The 24224-nt window shown below is 36.9% G+C and carries 21 protein-coding genes; 10 read left to right on the forward strand and 11 right to left on the reverse strand.

Translation table 11 applies throughout. The features are described 5' to 3' along the window. Positions 1 to 201 precede the first annotated feature (201 nt). Complete coding sequence (locus EGT49_RS10915) at positions 202 to 1590, forward strand: amino acid permease (RefSeq protein ID WP_135374271.1); 1389 nt, start codon at positions 202 to 204, stop codon at positions 1588 to 1590. A gap of 255 nt (positions 1591 to 1845) precedes the next feature. Here the strand turns inward: EGT49_RS10915 and guaB are convergent, their stop codons facing one another. After that, complete coding sequence (guaB, locus tag EGT49_RS10920) at positions 1846 to 3324, reverse strand: IMP dehydrogenase (RefSeq protein WP_135374273.1); 1479 nt, start codon at positions 3322 to 3324, stop codon at positions 1846 to 1848. Positions 3325 to 4215: 891 nt separating this feature from the next. On the opposite strand from guaB, the gene EGT49_RS10925 reads away from it, so the two are divergent. From EGT49_RS10925 to EGT49_RS10940, 4 genes are all read left to right on the forward strand, one after another. Beyond that, a complete protein-coding gene (locus EGT49_RS10925; RefSeq protein ID WP_135374275.1) occupies positions 4216 to 4527 on the forward strand; it encodes a nucleoside triphosphate pyrophosphohydrolase in 312 nt (103 codons plus the stop codon). Positions 4528 to 5068: 541 nt separating this feature from the next. Further along, a complete protein-coding gene (locus EGT49_RS10930) occupies positions 5069 to 5440 on the forward strand; it encodes a DUF1304 domain-containing protein (protein WP_135374277.1) in 372 nt (123 codons plus the stop codon). 48 nt (positions 5441 to 5488) lie between these two features. Then, positions 5489 to 7099, forward strand: a complete 1611-nt coding sequence (locus EGT49_RS10935) for a putative polysaccharide biosynthesis protein (RefSeq protein WP_135374279.1) — start codon at positions 5489 to 5491, stop codon at positions 7097 to 7099. 133 nt (positions 7100 to 7232) lie between these two features. After that, a complete protein-coding gene (locus EGT49_RS10940; protein WP_135374281.1) occupies positions 7233 to 7709 on the forward strand; it encodes a nucleoside deaminase in 477 nt (158 codons plus the stop codon). A gap of 70 nt (positions 7710 to 7779) precedes the next feature. On the opposite strand, the gene EGT49_RS10945 is transcribed toward EGT49_RS10940, so the two are convergent. Then, a complete protein-coding gene (locus EGT49_RS10945; RefSeq protein WP_167849835.1) occupies positions 7780 to 8997 on the reverse strand; it encodes an MFS transporter in 1218 nt (405 codons plus the stop codon). Positions 8998 to 9223: 226 nt separating this feature from the next. Between EGT49_RS10945 and EGT49_RS10950 the strand changes: the two genes are divergently transcribed. The 3 genes from EGT49_RS10950 (at position 9224) to EGT49_RS10960 (ending at position 12613) form a co-directional block, all read left to right on the forward strand. Next, a complete protein-coding gene (locus EGT49_RS10950) occupies positions 9224 to 10078 on the forward strand; it encodes a helix-turn-helix domain-containing protein (protein ID WP_135374285.1) in 855 nt (284 codons plus the stop codon). Positions 10079 to 10192: 114 nt separating this feature from the next. Then, positions 10193 to 11065, forward strand: coding sequence for a fructokinase ScrK (gene scrK / locus EGT49_RS10955; RefSeq protein WP_135374287.1), 873 nt, complete (start codon positions 10193 to 10195; stop codon positions 11063 to 11065). A gap of 744 nt (positions 11066 to 11809) precedes the next feature. Then, positions 11810 to 12613 (forward strand): aldo/keto reductase, encoded by an 804-nt coding sequence (locus tag EGT49_RS10960; protein ID WP_135374289.1) that lies wholly within the window; start codon positions 11810 to 11812, stop codon positions 12611 to 12613. A 218-nt stretch (positions 12614 to 12831) separates the two neighbouring features. On the opposite strand, the gene EGT49_RS10965 is transcribed toward EGT49_RS10960, so the two are convergent. The 4 genes from EGT49_RS10965 to EGT49_RS10980 all read right to left on the reverse strand — a co-directional run bounded on the left by EGT49_RS10965 (position 12832) and on the right by EGT49_RS10980 (position 15837). Beyond that, positions 12832 to 13239, reverse strand: a complete 408-nt coding sequence (locus EGT49_RS10965; RefSeq protein ID WP_135374291.1) for a GtrA family protein — start codon at positions 13237 to 13239, stop codon at positions 12832 to 12834. 10 nt (positions 13240 to 13249) lie between these two features. Then, on the reverse strand, positions 13250 to 14053 hold the full coding sequence (locus EGT49_RS10970; RefSeq protein ID WP_179949631.1) for a metal ABC transporter permease: 804 nt from the start codon (positions 14051 to 14053) through the stop codon (positions 13250 to 13252). Continuing rightward, positions 14050 to 14718 carry an ATP-binding cassette domain-containing protein gene (locus EGT49_RS10975; protein WP_135374295.1) on the reverse strand — a complete coding sequence of 223 codons (669 nt, stop codon included), beginning with the start codon at positions 14716 to 14718 and terminating at the stop codon, positions 14050 to 14052. The genes EGT49_RS10970 and EGT49_RS10975 overlap by 4 nt, the downstream gene beginning before the upstream one ends. Positions 14719 to 15270: 552 nt before the next feature. Beyond that, complete coding sequence (locus EGT49_RS10980; RefSeq protein WP_135374297.1) at positions 15271 to 15837, reverse strand: hypothetical protein; 567 nt, start codon at positions 15835 to 15837, stop codon at positions 15271 to 15273. Between the two features lie 224 nt (positions 15838 to 16061). On the opposite strand from EGT49_RS10980, the gene EGT49_RS10985 reads away from it, so the two are divergent. After that, positions 16062 to 17843, forward strand: a complete 1782-nt coding sequence (locus EGT49_RS10985) for an ABC transporter ATP-binding protein (protein WP_135374299.1) — start codon at positions 16062 to 16064, stop codon at positions 17841 to 17843. Between the two features lie 488 nt (positions 17844 to 18331). Here EGT49_RS10985 and EGT49_RS10990 read toward each other — a convergent pair whose 3' ends face one another. The 5 genes from EGT49_RS10990 to EGT49_RS11010 are packed head-to-tail and all read right to left on the reverse strand — an operon-like array spanning position 18332 to position 23666. Beyond that, complete coding sequence (locus tag EGT49_RS10990; RefSeq protein ID WP_135374301.1) at positions 18332 to 19072, reverse strand: aspartate/glutamate racemase family protein; 741 nt, start codon at positions 19070 to 19072, stop codon at positions 18332 to 18334. Between the two features lie 4 nt (positions 19073 to 19076). Then, complete coding sequence (locus EGT49_RS10995; RefSeq protein WP_135374303.1) at positions 19077 to 20606, reverse strand: UDP-N-acetylmuramoyl-L-alanyl-D-glutamate--2,6-diaminopimelate ligase; 1530 nt, start codon at positions 20604 to 20606, stop codon at positions 19077 to 19079. A gap of 14 nt (positions 20607 to 20620) precedes the next feature. Beyond that, complete coding sequence (locus tag EGT49_RS11000; RefSeq protein WP_135374305.1) at positions 20621 to 21865, reverse strand: D-alanyl-D-alanine carboxypeptidase family protein; 1245 nt, start codon at positions 21863 to 21865, stop codon at positions 20621 to 20623. Positions 21866 to 21881: 16 nt separating this feature from the next. Next, positions 21882 to 22976: a sensor histidine kinase gene (locus EGT49_RS11005; protein WP_135374307.1), complete on the reverse strand. Its 1095-nt coding sequence runs from the start codon at positions 22974 to 22976 to the stop codon at positions 21882 to 21884. A gap of 3 nt (positions 22977 to 22979) precedes the next feature. Further along, positions 22980 to 23666: a response regulator transcription factor gene (locus EGT49_RS11010; protein ID WP_135374309.1), complete on the reverse strand. Its 687-nt coding sequence runs from the start codon at positions 23664 to 23666 to the stop codon at positions 22980 to 22982. A 105-nt stretch (positions 23667 to 23771) separates the two neighbouring features. Between EGT49_RS11010 and EGT49_RS11015 the strand changes: the two genes are divergently transcribed. Then, positions 23772 to 23969 carry a hypothetical protein gene (locus EGT49_RS11015; protein ID WP_135374311.1) on the forward strand — a complete coding sequence of 66 codons (198 nt, stop codon included), beginning with the start codon at positions 23772 to 23774 and terminating at the stop codon, positions 23967 to 23969. Positions 23970 to 24224: the final 255 nt, after the last annotated feature.

The raw sequence follows: 24224 nt of genomic DNA on the forward strand, positions 1-24224 counted from the left end.
TAAAAAGTTATATTATTTGAGCCAAGAAAATGTCAACTTGACAAGGACGAGTGCATTCCAGCGTTTCCCAGAGCTGTTGCGGAGGACGGCATACTACCACCAACAATCAAAAAGAACTAACTCATTACTGCAAACTTAACTTTATTAATGGTATTTTAATTTTCTTAATGGCATAATAATAACAATTAATGGAGGGTTTTTATGCCAAAACTGTTTAGAAAGAAAGATATTGTTAAAGACTTATCTGAAGATGATGCTAATTTGAATCGGACCTTGACTGCCAAAGACTTGATCATCATGGGTGTTGGTGTCATCGTCGGTTCTGGTATCTTCATTACTCCCGGAATCATTGCCGCTAATTACGCTGGCCCTGGAGTTATTTTGACATACTTGTTGGCAGCGCTAGTTTGTATCGGAGCGGCTTTTTGTTACTCGGAGTTCTCTTCGACAATCCCTCTTGCCGGTAGTGCTTATACTTACTCATATTCAGTTTATGGCGAAATCGTTGCCTGGATTGTTGGTTGGTCGTTAGTTTCTGAATATTTATTTGCGGCTTCTTCAACTGCAGTCAGTTGGTCGGCTTATTTCCGAAATCTCTTGGCCGGTTTCGGAATCGAATTGCCCAAAGCCCTTCAGTCAGCCCATGGAACAGCTGGTAATACTCAAGGACGTTTTGACTTAGTGGCCTTTATCATCGTCTTAGTTGCGACTGTTTTACTTTTGCAAGGTCTGACCGAGTCGATGAAAGTCAACACGATCATGGTTTATGTGAAAATTTTCGTGATTCTGCTATTCGTTTTGGTAACAGTTTTTTACGTGAAACCGAAAAATTATGATCCATTCTTGCCCTTTGGTGTCGGTGGAATCGGTCGTGGTGCAGCCGTTGCCTTTTACGCTTTCCTAGGTTTTGACGTGGTCTCCTCAGCCAGTGAAGAAGTTAAAAATCCTAAACGCAACATGCCGATTGGAATTATTGCTTCACTTTTGATTGTCGCCATTCTTTACAGTTTGGTTTCGCTAGTGCTCGTCGGTGCGGTCAACTATAAACAACTGAATGTGGCTGATCCTGTGTCACACGCGTTAAATCTCCTAAACTTGAATTGGGTGTCAGGGATCGTCTCTCTTGGAGCTATCATGGGTATGACAACAGTTTTACTGGTCGTAATCTATGGTGGCACCAGATTGATTTTTTCTTTGAGCCGTGATGGTTTACTTCCTAAAAGATTCAAAAACCTCAGTCACCAAGGAGTGCCAATTGGTAGTACCTTTTTAGTTGGTTTAGTTGCTGCTACAGTTGCGGCCGTGGTTCCAATTGAGAAGATTACTGAATTGGTCAATATTGGTACGTTGCTGGCTTTTGCGGTGACTTCGATTGGAGTTATTTTCTTACGTCACAGTAAAAATACTAAAGATCTCAAACCGGCCTTTCGAGTTCCGTTTTATCCGGTTTTCCCACTGATTTCATTCGTTGCTTGTGTTTACTTGATGACACAGTTGCAGAGTTTCACTTGGAAGATGTACATTATTTGGACGGCTTTGGGATTGGTTATTTATTTCGGTTATGGAATTTGGCATAGTCGGGAGAAATGAGATTTTAGAGTATAGAAAAAGACCTGGAACTTTTGCGTTCTGGGTCTTTTTTTGGTGGTGTTTTCTATTTTTTAATAACCATAGTTCTATTTTTAATAACCATGGTTTCTGGCAATATAGCTAAAACGCGTTCCACAGGCCAGGACTTGGACATATAGCTACGCTTCCCAAATCGCCCGCAAGTGCGGCGGGCAATTCGTGAAGCTAGGCTATATGCCAAGTCCTAAGCGGGCCTGTTCCACGCTCTGCTCTGCTCTACTTCACTGAATAATTAGGTGCTTCTTTAGTAATAGTAACATCATGTGGATGTGATTCTCTTAATCCGGCGTTTGAAATTTGTACGAATTGGGCGTCTTGTAATTCTTTCAAATTATGTGCTCCAACATAGCCCATTCCGGAACGTAATCCACCTAACAATTGATAAATTACATCGCCAACGGCACCTTTTGCGGCTACGCGGCCTTCGATTCCTTCTGGTACTAACTTGTTAGCTTCGTTAACGCCACTTTGGAAGTAACGATCTGATGAACCGTGGGACATGGCTGCTAAACTTCCCATTCCACGATATGTCTTAAATCTTCTGCCTTGATAAATTTCAAATTCACCAGGGGCTTCGTCTGTTCCGGCTAACATTGAACCGAGCATAACGGCGTTACCACCACCTGCTAAGGCTTTAACGATATCACCTGAATACTTGATACCACCATCGGCAATGATTGTCTTACCGTATTCGTGAGCAACGCTAGCGGCATCATAAACGGCTGTTAATTGAGGAACTCCGACACCGGCAACGATTCTAGTTGTACAAATTGAACCAGGTCCGATACCTACTTTAACGACATCAACACCAGCATCATATAGTGCTCTGGTACCTTCAGCAGTTGCGACGTTTCCGGCAATCAAGGTTGCTTCTGGGAATTTAGCTCTGATTTCAGAAATCTTTCTCAAAACTCCGGCAGAATGTCCATGGGCTGTATCGATGATAATTGCATCAGCACCAGCTTTCAACAAAGCTTCAGCACGTTCGAAGGTATCGCTTGTGACACCAACAGCTGCAGCGACCAACAAACGTCCATATTTATCTTTGGCAGCATTAGGGAACTCTTTTACTTTTTCAATATCTTTAATCGTTACAAGACCGCCAAGACGACCATCTTTGTCAATCAATGGCAACTTTTCAATCTTGTGTTCTTGTAAGATTTGTTCAGCTTCTTTTAGGCTTGTGCCAACTGGTGCAGTGATTAATTCCTCACTAGTCATCACAGTACCAATTTTTACTGAATAGTCAGCAATGAAACGTAAGTCTCTGTTAGTAATAATACCGACTAATTTTAAATCCTTAGTATTATTTACGATGGGAACACCACTAATACGATAGGTACTCATCAATTTTTCTGCTTCACTCACTTGGTCATCAGCTGTTAAATAAATTGGATCAATGATAACGCCGTTTTCAGAACGTTTTACTTTTGAAACCTCATCAGCTTGTTGTTCAACACTCATATTCTTGTGAATGACACCTAATCCACCTTGACGTGCCATAGCGATTGCCATTGGAGCTTCTGTAACTGTATCCATACTTGCACTCAAAATTGGTGTATTAAGCTTGATATTCTTAGCTAATTGAACTGATAAATCTACCTCATTTGGTAAAACATGACTCTCCGCTGGTACTAATAAAACATCATCAAACGTGAATCCTTTTTTATCAAATTTTGTATCCCATGCCGACATGATATTCCTCCTAGATTTTTTGTTCACCCCTATTAGGGTAAAATTTATACACATGTTATCTAATTTTTTCTAGATAGTCAATGAAAGTTGACGAAAAGAAAATAGGGTAATCGTTATAACGGTTACCCTATTCATACATTTTTATTGCAATTACTTTATAGTTCCATAAATTTTGTTTTTCTAAATAAAAATCAAAGCGTCGTTTCTTTAAATACAGTTTGTACAAAATGGTTTTATTATTCTTCACAACGTACCCTTCGATCCGATGTAATTCGTGATCACAATTGCGGTTCAAATACGCAGCCGTTTTACTATCAACCGCTGTCCTAACTAGTTCAGCTTTATTTTGTAACGTCGTTTTACAAGCAAATTCCATTCTTTTACGAATTAAATCATGTATGACTAATAATATAATTATTACAATCATAACCAACAATAGTAAACCGCCGTATATTTCTGTAAGTTCTACACTAGAAACGTTCATAACACTCAACACTTTTATATTTATTTTAATTAAATACTATCATGATGATATTATCATTATCAAATACTGCGCTTACAACTTTTTATGTGGTAATATCTTTCTACAGACGTTTTAGGGTTCTTATTATTTATTAGTTGTTGTAAAATGCCGTCTTCCGCACAAGTTCTGTGATGGACTGGAACGCTGCCGGCACAACTTTGAGCTTTTTCAAGTTCGGAAAAATCTCAAAGCTTGGCCTTCTTGTAAGTGCTAAAGCACTAACAAGAATTTGGCGGCTGAGCCATCACAGAACTTGTACTCCAGACTAGATAGATAGTTTTTTATTTATCTCACTTAGTTCAAAAACAATGAAGCCATCTTTTTTACAATCATGCTATGACAAGAACTCATTTTAGGGGGAAATATATATGAAAAAATTGGTTAGGGACAAAATACCCGACATCATTCACGGTGATTTTAAGTTTGAAATTCTTTCAAATGAAGACTATCGACGCTTTTTACGTGAAAAGATTGTTGAAGAAGCACAAGAAGTCAAAGCGGCTGACACTCGGGCAGGTCTAGTCGAAGAATTAGGCGATTTAGAAGAAGTTATCCGTGCAATTTTAGATGACGCTTCAATTACATACGAAGAAATGGACAGTTTACGCCAAGCTAAAATCAATCAAAAGGGTAAATTTGCCGAAAAATTTGTTATGATAAATACCAAAGAAGAATCCTAAACGGAGGCTTTTTTATTAAGGTGATTTTTAATTGCCGCCCTCCGCACAGGCCCTGTGATGTGGAATACTGCCGGCACAACTTTGAGCTTTTGCAAAGTACGCAAAATCTCAAAACTAGGCCTTATTCTAAGCGCTAAAGCGCTAAGAATAATTTGGCGGCTGAGTCATCACAGGACTTGTGCTCCTGGCTAGATAACATCTTTTATAGGTTATTTCACTTAACTCAGAGATGAAGATAGTACTTTCTATTCAAATAAACATATATACTATTACGGCACTACTTTAAATAGAAATGATTATTTCTAAAAGAATGGAAAGAAAATAAAAGATAGAAACGTTATTTAGTCCGGAGCAACAAACTCGATTTGGCTCAGTGGTGAAATTATTCTTAGCAATTTATTGCTTAGAATAAGGCCGAGCTTGAAGACTTTTTCCGGTTTTGAAAAAGGCTTCAAGTCGTGCCCACCACGTTCCAGCCAAAATCGAGTTTGTTGCGGAGGACGGCATACTAACACCACATAAAAATAGAAAGAAGATTATAATGCAAATCTTAACTTTGTTTGTCGTCGCATTAGTAGCTTTAGAACATATCGGAATCGCTGGTTTGGAAATGTTTGCCAAACCTGAACAACAGGCTAATGCCTTTGATATGCCACTTGATTTTGTCAAAGATCCACATGCCAAGGTAGCTCTAGCTAACCAAGGTATTTACAATGGTCTTTTAGGAATTTTAATTTTAATGATGATTCTCTTTTTCACAGGTACAACGCTTAAAATAATTTTGATCATGTTGATGCTTTACGTAATAATCGTCGCTGTTTACGGCGCTATAACGGCTAGCAAAAAAATTATTTTTCTCCAAGGATTGCCTGCTTTAGTTGCTTTGATTTTAGTACTCTTCTTTTACCGTTAATCAAAGTCTTCTATAATATAAGTAATTTTATAAAGAATGGATAAAAAAATGAAAAAAGATTCATTACTCAAAAGTTCACTCTGGATCTCGATCAGTGGAATCATTTCCCGAGTTTTAGCAGTCGTCTACATTATTCCTTGGAATATTTGGATCGGTCCTCTAGCAGTTAATGCGGCCAATGCGATGTATGGAAAAGTTTATAACATCTACAATCTTTTCTTGATTATCGCAACCGCTGGGATTCCGTCCGCAATTTCTAAAGAAGTTGCTGCTCACAATGCTTTAGGTCGTTATGATCAAAGTGAAAAGCTCTTCAAAAAATACAGTATCTATATGACTTTAGTCGGTATCGTCTGTGCTGCCGTGATGTTCTTCGGGGCAAAATACGTTGCAATTGTTTTGGCTGCCGGCGATATGCGAGTTGTAACGCCAATTAAATATCTTAGTGTCGCTATGTTGATCATCCCGGCTCTTGGTATTTTAAGAGGTTACATTCAAGGATATGCTTTCATTTCCTACTCAGCCTTTTCACAAGTTATCGAACAAATTGCCCGTGTCGCTTACATGCTCTATGCCACTTACACCATCATGGTTTTGCAAAAAGGTAATTATGTTTCAGCCGTTAACCAGTCAACCCTAGCTTCATTTATTGGAGCTACTTTAGCTTACGTATTTTTACTTTGGATCAGAGTTAGAGTTAGAAAATCGACTACAATCGAAGATATCAAGACGAGTCCTGAACCAACCGAGACAACACTCGATATTAACTTTAGTTCAATGTTGCGCTCGGCCATTCCGTTTTTGTTAGTCGACACGATCATGACTGTTTTACAATTGTTTGACCAAACAACTTTCACTTGGATTTATCAATTAATTCTTCACGCTAGTGAAAAAACGATCGACAACTTGTACGCTATGTTTGGCTTCCAGGCTAATAAGATCATCATGGTCTTGGTATCGCTCGCCATTTCCGTATCAGCTTCAGTTATTCCAGCTCTTTCAGCAATGGTCAGCAAAAAAGCTTCCAATGAAGAAGTCCAAAACTTCATGCGTAAGATCGTCCAATTTACTTTCTTCATCATTGTGCCAGCCACTTTCGGTGTGATTGCTATTAGTCGTCAACTCTGGACTGCGTTTGTCTTTTATGACCAAAGTATTCTCGGTTCAAAAGTGCTGATAGTTTCTTGTTTCGAAGCGTTCTTCTATTGTACCTTCATGATTCTAGAAAACATTTTGCAAGTTACGCGTCACATGAAAAAGTCGATGGTTTACTTAGCAATTGCTTACTTACTAAAGATTGTTCTTCAACTGCCATTGACGCTTGCTTTGGGTGTTTACGGACCCGTTACTGCAACTGGAATTTCCTTCACTATCATGAGTTACTTTGCCTTTAGATTGATTAACAAACAGTTCCAAATCGTTGACCAAGTTCTGGCTAAGAAACTGATTCGCATCTTAATCGATGGAATCATCATGTTGGTAGTCGTTGGAGTTGCCAATTTCTTAGTCGTCAAAGTAATTTCTGACGCTACTAAAGTCGGTGCAATTATCGTCATTATCATCTGCGGAATCCTCGGCATACTCGTTTACGGAATTCTCAGTTACAAAGACGGTTCTTTGAAGATTATGAAAGAGATTCGTGATACTAAAATTTATTAATGTTATCTAAGGAAAGCTGCGGCTTTCCTTTTTTGATACAAATAGTCTTGTATAGAAGTATTCCATAATTTTTATTAACAGAAAAATTGAATTATACTGAAACTATATTCAAATTTGTTAGGACTGAAATTTTATGGCATACGAAAAAAAATTTATGGAACTAGCTGCAAAAGAAGCAGAAAAAAATGTAGGTACACAAGTCGGTGGCCCTTTTGGAACGGTCATCGTTAAGGATGGTCAAATTATCGCTAAGGGACGTAACCATGTTTTAATTAATCGTGACCCTTCAGCACATGGCGAAATTACTACCATTCGTAAGGCTTGCCAGAAATTAGGCACCCACGATTTATCTGGTTGTGAACTTTACACCAACGCTTATCCTTGTCCAATGTGTTTGGGAGCAATCATCTGGTCTAATATCAAGACTTGTTACTACGGCAACACCGCTACCGATGCAAAAGACATTGGTTTCAGAGATGATTTCATTTATAAATTTTTAAATGATGGTTTAAAAGATAAAGAAGTTCTCGACTTAGAACAACATGACCGCGATATGACTATCAAAGCGTTTGATGACTTTAAGAACGATTCTTCACATACTATTTATTAAAAAAACTATCAATTCGTTTAGAAACTAACGAGTTGATAGTTTTTTTCGATACAATAATTCTATTATTCTTTTATTTTTTTATTACTTTTTTGCCCACTATTTCCAATAAAAAGAACGTTAGAAACAAACTAACTACACCATTGGCTAAGAAAACTATTCGATAATTTACTTTAGCGAATACAATACTAAATATAAATACAGCAATTGGCGTTAAAATTTGTGCAGCTGTATATATTGATGTATTAACCTTACCTAGATCTTCTTCTGGAACCACTTTTTGTATATATGTAAACATCGGCGGTTGGGAAACAGAATCTATGACCCCAATAACAAATTCGAAGAATAGAAAAATAAATAGTACGTAATGTGGCATGAAGAAAAGCATTAATCCCAAGATAAATAGTTGTATGCTAGATGCCCAATACATATTTCTTATAAATCCAAAAATGTTTTTTAAATTAATAATCGTAATAATAATTCCACCAATGAGAGCCCCAACTGAATAAATGCCCTCGATATTTCCACTAATAGTTGTTGAATATTTTAATGTATGTATCACAACGTATGGCATTCCTATTACAAGCGCAGTGCTAGTAATATTAAGACACATAGTAACGATTAAAAAGAAAAGTACCGTGGGATACTTATTTAAAGATTTAAAAATATTTAACCTATCAATTTTATTCTTAGATTTAGCAATTGGATTATCTTCAAAATGTGTCACTATCGTTAAAATTAGCGTAATGCCTTCTGTAATAATTTGTAGAATAATCATCCATTTAAAATCTATAATTCCAAATAGAAATCCAGCTATTGCCGGAGCCAAAATACTCGATACCGTAGCAGCAGTGGATTCAATTGAATTCAATTTCTGAATATGTTTACCACTTACAATTTGTGGAGTTGATGATAAATATGAAATAGTAAAAAATCGAGCTGTTATATTATTCAGACAGACCACTATAATAGCCGAAATTAATATATTAGTATGGAACATTTCAAAAAACAAGAAATAAACAATAAGTGTAAGAATTAATGTACCTTCCGCTATTAAAGCAATATTCTTTCTTTGATATCTATCAACGGTATTTCCTACCCAAGGGGCAACAAGTACACCCACTAATGGTCCAATAATTAAACTTGTTCCATAACCCATAGCTGAACCCGTAACCTGCAACAATTTTAATGACAATGCATAATTAAATATCGACGCACCTAAATCGTTAATGACCGTAGTAGCTCCTGCCTTAATCAATTGTTTTGTAGTATCGGTCTCGACTGTTTCCATATATCCACCCCATTGATACAGATTTGTTATCATCAGTTATAACTCTAAAAAAATATATTTTCAATTATATTCTAATATTTTAATAATTCTATTTCAATATTTTCGATAAATAAACCCGCTATTACTATTTAGTAAGCACTAAGGAATAGGTTATAATTGATTTATCAAATATAATTTAATCAACTTTATAAAAAATTAAAAACTAATATTTTCCAGAGGTATTCTAATGATAGATGGAATAAAAATAAAAAATGTCCGAAAACAAAAAGGGCTATCACAAGTGGATTTAGCTAGAGATATTACCACTCAAGGTACCATTAGCTCTTTAGAAAGAAATTCTACTTCTCCAGGTAGTGACATCTTAGTAAAAATACTTAATAGATTAGATCTAAAATTGAACGACGTCGTTATCAATGATCTCGAGACCGAAAATGATCTTGTTTTAACAGAAGCAGATCATTTTAGTATGAGTTACAAATATAAGGATGTCATAAAAGCATTAAAAAAATTTCAAAACACTGATGATAAAGATCAACAAGCACATTATCAATTTTTAAAAGTCGATGCTGAAATGTGGATTACAAATAATTTTGATGACGCCATATTTGGTTTCAATCAATTATTGCTACTTCATGAAGGACTCCCAGATATATTCACTATTTTAGCGACTTGTGAATTAGGAGTTGCTTACAGTCAGAAGAACGATATTGGAAAAGCTAACTTTTATTTCGAACAAACTGCTTCACTATTTAAAGACTTTAACACTGACAATGATTTATTCTGGTCTCTTCTAATATACGATAACTTAGGCATGTATTACGCCAACAATGATAAATTTGAACAATGCATATCTTCTACTACAACTGGTTTGAATTTAGCTAAAAAAAACGGCAGTGTATATTTTGTTGGATCTTTCTACTATCTTCTCTCCGAAGTGGCAGAACAGCAGAATCGACATTCTGAAGCTATTCAATATATGATACAGGCGTATTCATTTACTAAATTCATGGAAAATCACCTTGTAGAAAAAAAAGCATTGGCTTTTCTTAAAAAAAATAATATCGATTATTTAGATTTTTAAGTTAATAAGCAAAATTTATTTTTCACATTTTCATAATTCCAATTTGACGTTGAAAACAAATAATAGTATCTTAATACTATTGAAAACGATTACTGAAAATGAGGAGAGATAACTTTGCTAGTAGGAAGTATTGAAGCAGGCGGAACTAAATTTGTTTGTGCTGTAGGTGATGAGGATTATCGTATTAAGGACAGTGTCCATTTCCCAACAACTACACCGGAAGAAACATTACAAAAGGCTATTGATTATTTTAAGAAATTCGACATTGAAGCTCTAGGGATTGCATCATTTGGTCCTATCGAACAACGTGTTAACTCACCAAAATATGGCTACATTACATCAACTCCTAAGCCAGGTTGGAGAGATACAGACTTCGTTGGTAAGATGAAAGAAGCTTTTGACATCCCAATGTTCTGGACAACTGACGTTAACGGTTCAGCTTATGGTGAATATGTTATGTCAACTCTATCCAATGAAAAAATCGACTCACTAGTTTACTACACTGTTGGTACTGGTGTCGGTGCTGGTGCCATTGATAAAGGTACTTTTGTCGGCGGTATGGGTCATCCAGAAATGGGTCACACTTTTGTTAAACGTCATCCTGACGACCTTGATTTCAAAGGTGTTTGTCCATTCCACGGCGACTGTCTTGAAGGATTAGTTGCTGGGCCAACTTTTGAAGCACGTCTAGGTATCAAAGGACAAGATGTTCCTTTGACAAATCACGTTTGGGACATCATGGCTTACTATGTTGCTCAAGCAGCTTTACAATCAACACTTATTCTAAGACCAGACAAGATCGTCTTCGGTGGCGGTGTTGTCAGTGAAGCCTTCTTAGTTAAGGTTCGTGCTCAATTCAAAGAACTATTGAATGACTACGTTGAAGTTCCAGATCTAGAAAAATACATCACAATGCCAACCATCAAGAACAACGGCTCAGCTACTTTAGGTGACTTTGCCTTGGCAATTCGTGAATTACAAAAATAAAAAAATCAGCATCGCGTTCTCATATTATGTGAGAATGCGATGCTTTTTTAACCTTGCCGTCTTCCGCACAAGCCCTGTGATGGACTGGAACGCTGCCGGCACAACTTTGAGCTTTTTCAAGCCCGGAAAAATCTCAAAGATTGGCCTTATTCTAAGCAATAAATTGCTAAGAATAATTTGGCGGCTGAGCCATCACAGGGCTTGTACTCCAGACTAGATCCTATTCTTTGCAGTATTTCTGTAATCTCTAGTTATGGTATAGTGTCCTATTCATATTAAATGCTTAACCGCTTTAAAGTCTGGATAGATTCTACAATTTGACATGTTCTTTCAACAAAAAACAATTGGAAATTTTCTTCTTTTCTCCATTATTACTTCTATAATTTGAATAGAAAAAGCACAACAACGAATTAATTTTCCAAATTCCACATCAGAATAGAGCTACTATTTTCAAAAGAATGGAACACAAATAAAAAATAGAACCGTTATTCAGTCCGAAGCAACAGCTCTGGGAAATGCTCAGCCCTGAAATTCTTGTTAATGCTTTAGCATTTACAAGAAGGCCGAGCTTGGAGATTACGCGCACTTTGCGTAAGCTTCAAGTCGTGCCCAGAGCGTTCCAGCATTTCTCAGAGCTGTTGTGGAGGACGACATACTTAACAACCACTTCCAAAAGCAAATAAACATCGTCATCACTAATAAATTGATATAATAATATTATGATTCTCAATATGGAGGTAAATAATGGAATTCAAAAAATTAAGTAATGGTGTAGAAATCCCAATGTTAGGATTTGGAACTTATCAAATTGATAACGCCGATGTCCCTGCCGCAATTCAAGGTGCCATCGATGCTGGTTACCGTCACTTCGACTGTGCCCACATTTATGGCAATGAAAAAGCAATCGGAAAAGCTTTCAAAGATTCTGGCATTAAACGTGAAGATCTTTTCATCACTTCCAAAGTTTGGAACGCTGATCAAGGTTACGACTCAACTCTCAAGGCTTTCGACCAAACATTGAGCGATTTACAAATGGACTACCTGGACCTTTATTTGATCCACTGGCCAAACGAAGAAAACTTCCAATTGACACTGGACACTTGGAAAGCTTTGGAAACACTTTATGATCAAGGCAAAGTTAAAGCAATCGGTGTTTCTAACTTTTCAGAAAAACAACTTCAAGAAGTCTTTGACATGGCAAAAGTTAGACCGATGGTCAATCAAATCGAGCGCCACCCATACAAGACTCAAGTGGAATTGGCAAAATTCGATACAGATAACGACATCGTCAACGAAGGTTACTCACCAATTGGACATGGTCATTTGATTCTTCAAGACAAGACTATCAATGAAATTGCTAAAAAGCATAACAAGACCGCTGCTCAAGTTGTTCTACGTTGGCACATCGACACCGGCTTTGTTATTTTTCCTAAGTCATCTAAAGTTAGTCGTGTGAAAGAAAACTTCGATATTTTTGATTTCAATTTAACCGATGATGAAATTAAAGCTATTGGTGCTTTAGATCAAGATAAACATCTTAATTACTAATTAATTGCTAAAAAAAATGCCCTTCGACCAGATTTTATGGTTGAAGGGCGTTTTTTTCTTATTTTGATAACCATGGTTCTTGGCGATATAGCTAAAACGCGTTCCACAGGGGCAACTCCCTCCGAGATAACAAAATTTCCCAAATCGCCCGTAAAGTTCAACGGGCAATTCGTGAAATTACGTTATCCTCCGGGAGCTGACCGCCCCTGTTCCACGCTCTATCTTTTTCTAAATATAATAAACTTACTAAACACGTAATTCAAAACGACTACCACGACATTAGCTATCAGCTTAACGACAAAGCCATTGCCATGCATCAGTTCCATCCCAATAAACATTGTTCCTTGGTCAAATATCCATGATCCTCCTCTAAATAAGAAGAATGATCCCATTTCTTGGAAAAAGGCTTTCCAGGTTTTGGTGTGGGAATTGAAGACCCACAATTTATTGGTTACATATGCGAATAAGACCGAAATTAAATAAGCAATCGCATTGGCAATTTGGGAATTCATCCCTAACACTCGCCACAAAACTGCGAATCCAACGTAATTTACCACTGTTGTTAAGACTCCGAAAAATAAATACGGAATCGCATCTTTATACTTGCTCCACAATTCTTTTATCATATTAACGTCCTTAATGGTTTAATTTCCAATTTTTATAGCTTAATCCAAGAAAATAAGCAATTACTTCAAAGGCTGAAATAAAGAAAGTAACTGGCCAGTTTGTGACAAACGCTAGATATAACCCTAACCAAACTCCGGCAAGCGACAATCCGACTGAGACCATGATCAATTTTGGCACCGAATGAACCAAATACTTGGCTGTTGCTCCCGGTAAAGTCAGTAAAACAAAAACTAGCAATGAACCAACAATTTGTGCACCGATACTGACGCTGAGTGCCAAAGTTACTAAAAAGGCAATCGATAGTAATCGCGTCTTCAAACCGGCTGCACGGGCGCCAATGTGGTCAAATGAGTCAAATGACAGTGGCTTGTAAAAAATAATGAAGACAAAAATTACAAACAGCGCCAAAATCATCAATTGATTAACTTCTTTAGAACTGATCCCGACGATACTACCGAAAAGGATATTTGTCGCATAACTACTCGATTCAGACGACAACGACAAAAAGAGAATTCCCAAACCAATGAACAGCGATGAAATTGCACTGATCGACGCCTCTCTTCTGGACGACTCCGTACTGAGGCTGCCGACCGCAATCGAACTGATCAAAGTGAATAAAATCATTCCGGCCAAAGGCGAAATCCCGATTAAGATGCCAAATGAAGCGCCGGCGAAGCCAATTTCCGATAACGTATGAGATAGAAAAGACATATTCCTGGAAACGACAAAAACGCCTACTAATCCAGCCGTTATCGCAATAAAAGTACTAGCAATAAAAGCCTCTCTCATAAATTCATATGCAAACATTTTTATCCTCCCATATCAAACATATCTTCAGAGACATCAGACACATCAACTTCCTTGAGCGTTTGGTCCTTAAAGAAGAGTGCTCGATGAGTGTATTTCTTAGTTAAATCATAATCGTGTGTGATGAAGATGACCGTCAAATTCTCTTTTTCATTCAATTCTTTGACTAGATCCATCAGCTGCATCTTCACTTCCACATCAAGACTGGCAGTCGATTCATCCAAAATCAAAACTTTCGGTTCATTCAACAAAGCTTGAGCCAAATAAGCTTTTTGCTTTTCACCACCAGAAGCTAACCCAAGGGGGCGGTCCTTTAATTTTGATAAACCAGTTTTTTCTAAAATTGTTTTGATCAATTCATTATCTTGGCGACGTTTCTTTCGACTAAGTGTGAATTTCAAATTCAAGCGGACAAATTGTTCGATATTCAAAGGATAATCGATATCAATATTTCTAAATTGTGGGACGTAACCAATCACTTGCTTGTAATCGACGAGTAATTCACCACCGGATTTTTTCTCCAAACCCATAATAATTTTGACAAGCGTCGTTTTACCAGAACCATTTGGACCAATCAAACTTAGAAAATCCCCATCATTGATAGTGAAATTCACATTTTGAAAGACCAATTGATTCCCAAAGCGCTTCGCTAAATTTTTTGCTTGAATCACTTTTTCACTTTCCCTTCAATTTCTAAATCCAACTTTAATAATTATCACACTAATCGCCCATTTTCGTTGAATTAAACATCTCATTTTAATTTATTTTTCTTAAAGATAACTTATGTGTGTAGGATGCCGTCTTCCGCAACAGCTCGGGGAAACGCTGGAACGCGGTGGGCACGACTTGAAACTACCGCAAAGTACGCGGTATTTCCAAGCTCGGCCTTCTACGTAAGCGCTGAAGCGCTAAGTAGAATTTCACGGCTGAGCATTTCCCCGAGCTGTTACTCCAGACTAGATTCCTGTTCTATTCTTTATCTCATTTAACTCAAGAATACTGAAACTATACTAATGAAAATACCATTAACAAAATCTCTTTGTATCTTTTATAATCAGGTTCGGCTCAAAACCAACTTGCGTCCACAAAAATAACAGCATCCCTCAGAAGATATTACACAAATAAGTGTCTTCCCTCCTTTGAATAGATGCTGTTATTAATTATCTAGTAAACACCCTCTAAGAATATAACTAATTCTTATACTAAAGGCAAGTTATCAACTATTACCAAATTTGGAAATATTGACCATTTGCTGGTACTAAATAACTGCCGACTGGTGAAGTAGAGTCTTTACTATAAACATTAATTTGATAACCATTAACATTGTTCCAAGTTACTTTTCCATTAGCTACATATTGAGTCTGGGTCTTGTCATAAGTAGTGCTCAATTTTTCGGCTAAGAATGAAACGGCTTGGTCACTTGTAGTAATGTTGGTTGTTTGTGTTTGACTGTCATCACTACTATTTGAAGTAGTTGATTGATTATCTTGTGTTGCTTGATTTGTATTATCTGATTGTTGTGAATCTGAATTTGTATCTGTATCAGAATTCTTTGAATCATCTGTTTGTGACTTGTCTGCATCAGTATCTTCATCTGTAGAAGCATCTGATTTATCAGTTGTATCTGATTCTTCAGTATCAGATTTTTTGGGAGTTTCTTTTTTGTCTGCGCTAGTTTTTGATTCAGTTCTAGTATTAGTACTTGAATCTGTGCTTGCCGATTGACTGCTACATCCAGCCAAAAGGATCCCCATTAAAAGCATCGTGTAAAGCGATAATCTCTTAAACATAGTACATTTCCTCCTTGTACCAGAACATTATATCGAAATTCAGTAAACTTTAATAGATTTACTAACAAAACGAAAGAATAGTTTAACTTTTTTGGAGGATTAAACATGCACTTTGTCTTCTTAAATGTTCATAAAAGAATTGTATTTAGCCGCGTAAACATTAAAATACGTAGTAATTAAGATGATTTTTTCGAACTTAACACCAATAAATCGCAGGTGATTTTTTGAAAATCATCAAGAATGTAAAAAACTATATTTTCTTATATATCCACAGTTTTTCATTATTCTGGAAAGCCTCAAGGGGTAGTAGTACTATTCTACTTTTCTTAATCCCAATACAAGCCCTAGCTCCAGCTGCTTTAATCAAAATAGCCCAAATAATGTTAGATAACCTTTTACATGGGAATGTTCCAAATAGTCTCCTAGCCTACTGGGGAATAATTTTTTTCATATCCTCCGCAGCTATTCCAATTAATACCTCACTACAAGGAATCTTAACCGATAAATTAATAGCTTTCGTTAATATTGAACTGATGAAAAAATCAAAATCAATTAACGGATTAACTTTATTTGAAAATCCAAGCTTTTATGACAATTTACAATTAGTTAGTTCGGAAGCTTCTTGGCGACCAGTAAATCTAATTGTCTTTGGTATTAGCATGATTAGGGAACTAATTACTATCATCTCTATGCTTTTTTTATTAGGTAGATATAATCCTTGGATAGCAATAATCTTGATTTTGTCAATCATTCCTCAGAGCTTAGTAAGTTACCATATTCAGCAGGATTCATTTGAGACAATGGTCACTAGAAGTCCTGACGCCAGAAAAATTCAATATTATAGTCAAGCTTTGTTAACAGCAAAGGATGCCAAAGAAGTTCGATTATTTGGAATGTTCGATTTTTTTATCAAAGAATACATCAAGGTATATAAAGGTATGCATTTTAAAATGAAAAAGGTACGCTTAAAACAAATGTGGATATCACTTGTTTTCCTAGGTATTAGTGTTTCATTGAGTATTGCTAGTCTAGTTTGGATGATTATAGTTATTGAGCAAGGGAAAGCTTCAACTGGTGGATTTTTAGTTTTTGTTTCAACTCTAACTGCCACAACGGACGGAGTATATTCATCTATTGAAAATTCAAGCCTTTTATACGATACACTACTATACATGCAAAAATATTTTGATTTTATGAATGTAAAAGAAACGAATACTTATTCTGGTGAATTAAGCTTCCCTTCAAATGTTAAAAATATTTCCTTTGATAAGGTATCATTCAAATACCCCGGTCAAAAAAATAATGCCCTAACAAATATTTCTTTTACCATCACTAGCGGTGAACGAATTGCAATTGTTGGCGAAAATGGCTCTGGCAAGTCTACATTGGTTAAACTACTAATGCGATTCTATGCTCCTCAACAAGGAACAATAGAATTGAACAGAACTTCAATTACCAAATTCAACATTCAACAATATCGGAAAAAATTTGGCGCTGTTTTTCAGGATTATTCAAAATTCTATTTACCATTAAGAGAATCAATTGGCTTAGGTAATCCTGAATTGATGAGTAACAAAGAAAAAATTATTAATGCTATGAAAGATGGTGGTTTTTTCGAATCCTTCATTGAAAAAGGGTTAAATTTAAATACTATTTTAGGAAAACAATTCAATGGCGGGATTGATCTTTCTGGAGGTCAATGGCAAAAGGTCGCTATTTCAAAATCATTTATGGCCAATTCTCAAATTTTAATTTTAGATGAACCAACTGCGTCATTAGATCCTAGAAGTGAATTCGAAATTTACCAAAGCTTTATAAAATTAACAAAAAATAAAACTGTTTTCTTTATAACCCATCGCTTATCAGCAGTTAAACTAGCCGATAAAGTACTAGTTTTAAAAGGCGGAAAGATAAATGGATTTGCTCCACATTGCGAATTGATCAAAAAAAATAAATACTATGCAGATTTGTACAATTTACAGGCAAAGTCTTTTCAATCCAATTAAAGAAGCCCATTATCTAGTTTTCCACATTCAAAATTGAAGACTAATCGGAGAGCCCTACTAGATTGCACCTCACTACAATTCTAGTAAGACCCTCTTTTATTTTCTTTCAAATTAAGTCAATTAAGGAAAATCGTAACATATCCAGACTATAAAACAGTTCTCCACTCATCCCGAATAGAATTTATTCCCATTCAGAATCCATTGAAATAACGCATAGATCCGCATTCTAGTCTGGAGCAACAGCTCTGGGAAATGCTCAGCCGTCAAATTCTAGTTAGCGATTTATCGCTTACTAGAAGGCCGAGCTTGGAGACTTTTTCCGCTCTTGAAAAAGGCTTCAAGTCGTGCCGACAGCGTTCCAGCGTTTCCCAGAGCTGTTGCGGAAGACGGCATCCAACCACCACCCAAACAAAAGAATAAAAAGTATACAAATTACCACAAGTACAAAAAAATAGCATCTATCAAAATAATAGATACTATTTATTCAATTAACCATATATTTTATTGTAATCAATCGTTTCACCGTTACGAATCTTTTCGCCTAATTCGATTGATTTATCGACGATAATGCTTTGACCATCGATAGTTTTGAATGGATGATCAGGGGCTTTTTCTTGAGCTAGTGACAACTCTGTACATCCCAAAACAATCACATCACAGTCAAACTTGTCATGCATCGTTTGCAAAATTTTGTGATACTTCTTGGCATCGACTTGACCTTTGATTTTGATGTCATCGTAAATCAAACTTTCGACTTCATCTTGGATTTCTTGATTACCTAAACTCAATTCGAAACCGGCATTTTTAATTTCGTCTTCATAAATATGATCGGCAATGGTTCCTTTTGTAGCAATCAAACCAATTCGTTTGGCATTTGGATATTGCTTTTTCATCACGCTGATTGCCATGTGTGGCATGTGGATGATTGGAATATCAGTTGCGGCCTGTAGTTCTTTATAGTAATAATGTGCGGTATTGCAAATAATTACCATAAACTCTGGATTAAGTGCGCTCTGTTGTTTGATATCCTCTGTCAGTGGGGGTAAAAAACTAGGCTTGCTATGATCCAAAATATGCGCTGTCCGATCGGGAACACTGGAATGATTGACTAAGATGTAGTCTAAATAGTCTTGGTCATTTTTAGTTGGTGTTCGTTCGTTTAACAAGTGCACGTAGCTTTCTGTGGCTAAACTTCCCATACCACCAATTACTGTAAAGAATTTCCTCATACTTCTAACCTTCAATATCCTTCAAAATTTTCTTAGCGACTACCGGGTCACTAGGATATGGTACATCGACGCCCTTAGTCTTTTGATAAGGGTCGTTGCCTTTGGCAGCTAGGACGATGATATCATCATTGTTGCTGGAAGAAATCATTTCTTTGATTGCTTCTTGACGATCCAAAATCGTTTTGACATTAACCTTTGTGTGATCGATACCTTCATCGATCTGTTGACAAATTTTGGCCGGATCCTCAAATCCTGGATCATCAGTTGTTAAAATAGCCGAATCGGCTAACTCTGTTAAAACTTTGGCAAACCCTTCGCGGCGGTCGACACCTTTATCTCCTGGGCTTCCAACGACTACCTTAATCTTAGAATTTGGATATTCGCGTTTCAAGAAGCTCAACAAGGCGTTCATACTGGCGTAGTTGTGGGCGTAATCTACAAAGATTGTCCCGTGGTTCTTGGTGTTAACGTGCTCCATTCTCCCCGGGACGAATGCTTTTTTTAGGCTATCAGCAATCACCGAGTTATCGATTTTCATAATTTTGGCGGCAGTAATGGCAGCACCGGCATTTAATTCATTAAAATCACCGACTAAACTCAATTCATAAGTATATTCGCCGTGATCTTGTAAGTCTTCAGCCTTATCACTTTCAGCAGTGTAAGTGAAGACAGAATCATTTAAGTTTGATTCCTTGTTACGGATACTGAAGTCGGTGTCACCAACTTCGTTCTTGGCAAAGCGATAGATGTCTTTGTCAGGACTAGTTTGTTTGGCAGCAGCATAAACTGTATCGTAGTCGTTTGTTTGACGATTGATGATGTTGACTTTAGAGTTGATCATCAATTGCTTCTTGCAATTCAAGTAATCGGCATAAGTTGGATGTTCATTTGGTCCGATGTGATCTGGAGTGATATTCAAGAATCCACCAATATCAAACTTCAAACCGTAAACCCGATTCTTCTTGTAAGCTTGCGAAGAAACTTCCATGACTAAGTACTTCATTCCATTGTCGACAGCTCTTCTCATATCACGGAACAATTCCAACGATTCTGGAGTCGTCAAATCAGACTTGAACTTGTCTTCTGGCTTTGGTCCAACGATCCGATCAACAGTTGAGAATAGTGCCACCTTACCTGGATAAGCACTGTTTAAAATATCATATGTGAAATAAGATGTGGTTGTTTTACCTTTAGTTCCAGTAAAGGCCACGATAAACAAATCTTTTTGAGGATTACCAAAGAACTCAGCACTCAATAGTGACAAAGCTTTGGAAGCATCCTTAACGATCAAACGGTCGATGTCTTGACTATATTCTTTTTCAGAAACATAAATCTTGGCACCATTTTTAATAGCTTGATCCAAATATTCTGCTTTAAATTGGTTTCCCTTGCAGAAGAAGATTCCATTGGATTGGTCTTCTTTTGAGTTATAACTAATGTTTGTGACTTCGAGATTTTCATCAGAGACTGATTCACTCACTAATAAGTCGTCTTTTTTCAAAATCTCAATAGCTTTACTTATTTTCAAACTCATTTTTTCACCTGCTCCTAAAATAGACGATTGAATAGATTGTTAAAAAATTCAACGATTGAATCCCACCAAGACTTCTGGCTAGTCTTCTTGTGTATTACTTTTTTAACATCTGCCTTTTTGAACGGAAGATAACCACTAGCAGTATTAGCAGCAATTAATTTTACCGTTTGCTTTTTGTGGGTCGCAGTAAAACCTAAGTCGTTACTACTTTCATTATAACTTAAATTTTCAACATTAAAATTTTTAGGCACCCAAAGATAAACAGATTGATTAACTTTATATTCTTTTTTATTAACAGTTACCTTTTGGTCCTTTTGTAAAACTTCCTTGTGTTCGAAATTATCCTTCACGTAATGAATCAATTTTTGCGTACTGCGGAATCGCTTATCCACATCACTCTTCTCACCTTGCGCGTTCATAACGATCGTGACGATCCGCGTATTTTCAAGTGGGAGTGTTCCAACAAAAGATTCCCCCGCTTGCTTTGTCGTACCAGTCTTTAGACCATCAAATTCGAAACCTTCTTGATAATCTCGAGCTCCTTTTAACATCAGATTAACGGAATCATAAGTCTTCACTTCACCATTGACGGGAAAACTAAGTTTAGACTGTGAAGTCGTCTGTAAAATTTCTGGATATTTATCTAAAACATGCTTCACAATTATCCCAATATCATTCGGTGACAATTTATTTTCACTGTCACTATTGCCTAAATACGAATCGTCTTTTAAATCAGAATTGTTCAATCCAGAAACATTATAAATTTCTGCATCTTTGATACCCCATTCTTTTAAAGTCTTGCGCATCAATTTGATAAAGGCTTTTTGACTACCGGAGACTTTATCCGCCAACATCATGGCCGCCGAATTAGACGACACGATCCAAGCAGCGTTATACAAATCTTTAACGCTGTAAGCTTGATCCACGCTTAATTCAACGTTTGAAAGTCCTAAATCTTTAGTCATATCGGCCTGCTCTTTAGTTGGGACAATCGTATCTTGGTCAGTAAAACGATTCTCTTTCAAAGCTTTCGTGACCAAATAAAGCGTGACAATCTTTGTGATCGAACCGATAGCCATTTTTTGGTCAGCGTTTTGGGAGTATAATACTTGTCCCGTTTTCTCATCAAAAGCTAAACCGGCCTTGGCTTGGATATCGACGGTCGGCGTTGTTTCAGCTTGGACTGTGGTCGAAAATATCGGTAACGTCAAAATCACCACTGACAATACCAACATTATTTTCTTGCAGAAATCTCTCATTTTAAAACCTCACAAATCATTCTTGGTTAAGGATAGGAAAATGACTAACAAATGACGTCTTATCCTTATCCGAAGTAACGGCAATCGTACCACCGTGTAATTTCACCATACTTTGCGCAATGGCGAGTCCTAAACCTGTTCCACCAGTCTGTTTAGAACGTGAATCTTCAACTCGATAAAAGCGGTCAAAGACGTGTTTGAGTGAATCCTCAGGAATTGGTGCGCCATTGTTGGCCACTGTTACGACGACTTCTTTATCCTTTTGCTCAGCCGTCAACCAAATATGGGTCGCACCTTTACCGTACTTCAAAGCATTCATGATCAAATTGTTGAAAACCCGACCCAGTTTTTCAGTGTCGCCTTCCATCATGATCTTGTCCGGTTGAGAGTTAACAATAATTTCCATCCCTCGCTTGTTAGCTTCCAACTCAAAATCAGCCGACAGTTGGTCAAGCATCTGAGCCATATCAAACTTCGTCATGTTCATCCGACTAGTAGCGTGTTGCACGTTAGCGAACTCAAAGAGTGAATTGACTAAATCTTGCATTTCCAACGACTTTTTATAAGCAATATCAGTGTACTTAAGAATTTGATTCAAATCACTGTAGCTTTTACTCTCGATCAATCCTAAATAACCAATCACCGAAGTCAGTGGGGTTCTAAGATCATGGCTGACATTACTGATCAGCTCGTCTTTACTCTTCTCTGATTGTTCCTGTTCTTTGGCACGTCGATTCATATTGGCAATTAGTAAATTAAAGCTTTCAATAATTCCTTGTAAATTAGGATTAACTTTTAAATCTACTGGCTTGACCAAATTAGCATTGGCGCTTTTTTGAAGAATTTCTTTGATTTGCCGTAATTCGAGTCGATGATACAAAGTCATCACAAACAATCCGGTCAAGATGAGTTCAAATACGATGACCACGATCAATTTCTCAGGACTAGCTAATAAAAGTTGATAGTTGGTCTGCAAGTTTGCCGTGAAATTGCTTTTGCCGATGAATCCTATTAAAAATATATTGATAATCTGAAATAAAAGAAAGGTGCCTATTCCTTCAAAAAGGAGGACACCTCTTTTCTTTGCATTCAGTTTGATTCTCTTATCCAAAAATCAAACCTCCACTTTATAACCGACGCCCCAAACGGTCTCGATAACTTTTTCTCCGTTTGTAGCTTCTTCTAATTTGTCACGCAGATGGCTGACGTGGACCATAACTGTTTTTGCCGACACGACGCTCTCTTGTTTCCAAACGCGTTCAAAGATTTCATCGGCTGAAAATACTCGATTAGGGTGACTGGCTAGTAAGTAAAGCACTCCAAATTCAAGTGCCGTCAACTGCACTTTTTGTCCGGATTCAGTCACAACTTCGTGCGAATCTTTATAGATAGTAATTGGTCCAACTTCCAACTTGTCAGGCACATTTTTGGCCGTTTGTTGAGTACTACGGCGCAATAGTGAACGAATTCGAGCCATAATTTCCAATGGATTGAATGGTTTAGTTACGTAATCATCCGCTCCGGTAATTAGTCCCTGAATCTTATCCATATCAGTCGTCTTGGCAGACACAATAATTATCGGAATTTGGGAATTCTTACGAACTCGTTTGACCACTTCGATCCCGTCGATTCCAGGCATCATAATGTCCAAAACCATCAAGGCAATATCGCTGTAGGCAGCCAATTGGTCCAAAGCTTCTTGGCCGGAATTAGCTGTAACCGGTTCATAACCCTCATTCTTAATATAAATACTAAGTAGTTCTACAATCTCTTTATCATCATCGACCACTAAGATTTTCATTTAATAGACCTCTCAAGCGTACATATATTTACAAGTATACAACTAGTTAGTATTATACAATAAGATAGAACTAGATTACTAATTAGACTACGAAAGTGAGTTTTTATGGACTATTTGAAAAAGCGTCTGAAATTCTTATTGATAATAATTTTTTCGGTGGCAATTATTTTGTTTGTTCAATACGAGTTGCATTTTGATTCTAATATTGATATTAAGAAGGTTGGTTGGATGATGACTCTTTTGCAGGCTGCTGCTGGGGGTTATGGTTTGTATGGTTTGGTGCAGTTTTTCCGGGTTAAATGATTTGGTTAGTGGTTGATTGCCGTCTTCCGCAACAGCTCGGGGAAACGCTGGAACGCTGTGGGGCGACTTGGAGTCAATTTCAAGCCCGAAAATTGTCTTCAAGCTCACCCTTTGACTAGGCGCTAAAGCGCCAAGACAAAACAGACTAAGCTAAGTGAGTAAATTAATTTTTGACGAAGAATTAATTTACTCACTTTTTTTGATAAAGTGAATGTGAGATTAATGCCGTACGTGAAATTGGCACTTGATGCCGTA

The sequence above is a fragment of the Companilactobacillus suantsaicola genome, assembly GCF_004745525.1.
GTDB lineage: Bacteria > Bacillota > Bacilli > Lactobacillales > Lactobacillaceae > Companilactobacillus > Companilactobacillus suantsaicola.

Excerpts from the sequence above, each read along its gene's own strand:
- EGT49_RS11015 (WP_135374311.1), top strand. The coding sequence starts at position 23,772 with ATGGACTATTTGAAAAAGCGTCTGAAATTCTTATTGATAATAATTTTT.
- EGT49_RS10935 (WP_135374279.1), top strand. The coding sequence starts at position 5,489 with ATGAAAAAAGATTCATTACTCAAAAGTTCACTCTGGATCTCGATCAGT.
- EGT49_RS10925 (WP_135374275.1), top strand. The coding sequence starts at position 4,216 with ATGAAAAAATTGGTTAGGGACAAAATACCCGACATCATTCACGGTGAT.
- EGT49_RS10945 (WP_167849835.1), bottom strand. The coding sequence starts at position 8,997 with ATGGAAACAGTCGAGACCGATACTACAAAACAATTGATTAAGGCAGGA.
- EGT49_RS10950 (WP_135374285.1), top strand. The coding sequence starts at position 9,224 with ATGATAGATGGAATAAAAATAAAAAATGTCCGAAAACAAAAAGGGCTA.
- EGT49_RS10930 (WP_135374277.1), top strand. The coding sequence starts at position 5,069 with ATGCAAATCTTAACTTTGTTTGTCGTCGCATTAGTAGCTTTAGAACAT.
- EGT49_RS10915 (WP_135374271.1), top strand. The coding sequence starts at position 202 with ATGCCAAAACTGTTTAGAAAGAAAGATATTGTTAAAGACTTATCTGAA.
- EGT49_RS10980 (WP_135374297.1), bottom strand. The coding sequence starts at position 15,837 with ATGTTTAAGAGATTATCGCTTTACACGATGCTTTTAATGGGGATCCTT.
- EGT49_RS11010 (WP_135374309.1), bottom strand. The coding sequence starts at position 23,666 with ATGAAAATCTTAGTGGTCGATGATGATAAAGAGATTGTAGAACTACTT.
- EGT49_RS11000 (WP_135374305.1), bottom strand. The coding sequence starts at position 21,865 with ATGAGAGATTTCTGCAAGAAAATAATGTTGGTATTGTCAGTGGTGATT.
- EGT49_RS10990 (WP_135374301.1), bottom strand. The coding sequence starts at position 19,072 with ATGAGGAAATTCTTTACAGTAATTGGTGGTATGGGAAGTTTAGCCACA.
- guaB (WP_135374273.1), bottom strand. The coding sequence starts at position 3,324 with ATGTCGGCATGGGATACAAAATTTGATAAAAAAGGATTCACGTTTGAT.
- EGT49_RS10960 (WP_135374289.1), top strand. The coding sequence starts at position 11,810 with ATGGAATTCAAAAAATTAAGTAATGGTGTAGAAATCCCAATGTTAGGA.
- EGT49_RS10995 (WP_135374303.1), bottom strand. The coding sequence starts at position 20,606 with ATGAGTTTGAAAATAAGTAAAGCTATTGAGATTTTGAAAAAAGACGAC.
- EGT49_RS10965 (WP_135374291.1), bottom strand. The coding sequence starts at position 13,239 with ATGATAAAAGAATTGTGGAGCAAGTATAAAGATGCGATTCCGTATTTA.
- EGT49_RS10940 (WP_135374281.1), top strand. The coding sequence starts at position 7,233 with ATGGCATACGAAAAAAAATTTATGGAACTAGCTGCAAAAGAAGCAGAA.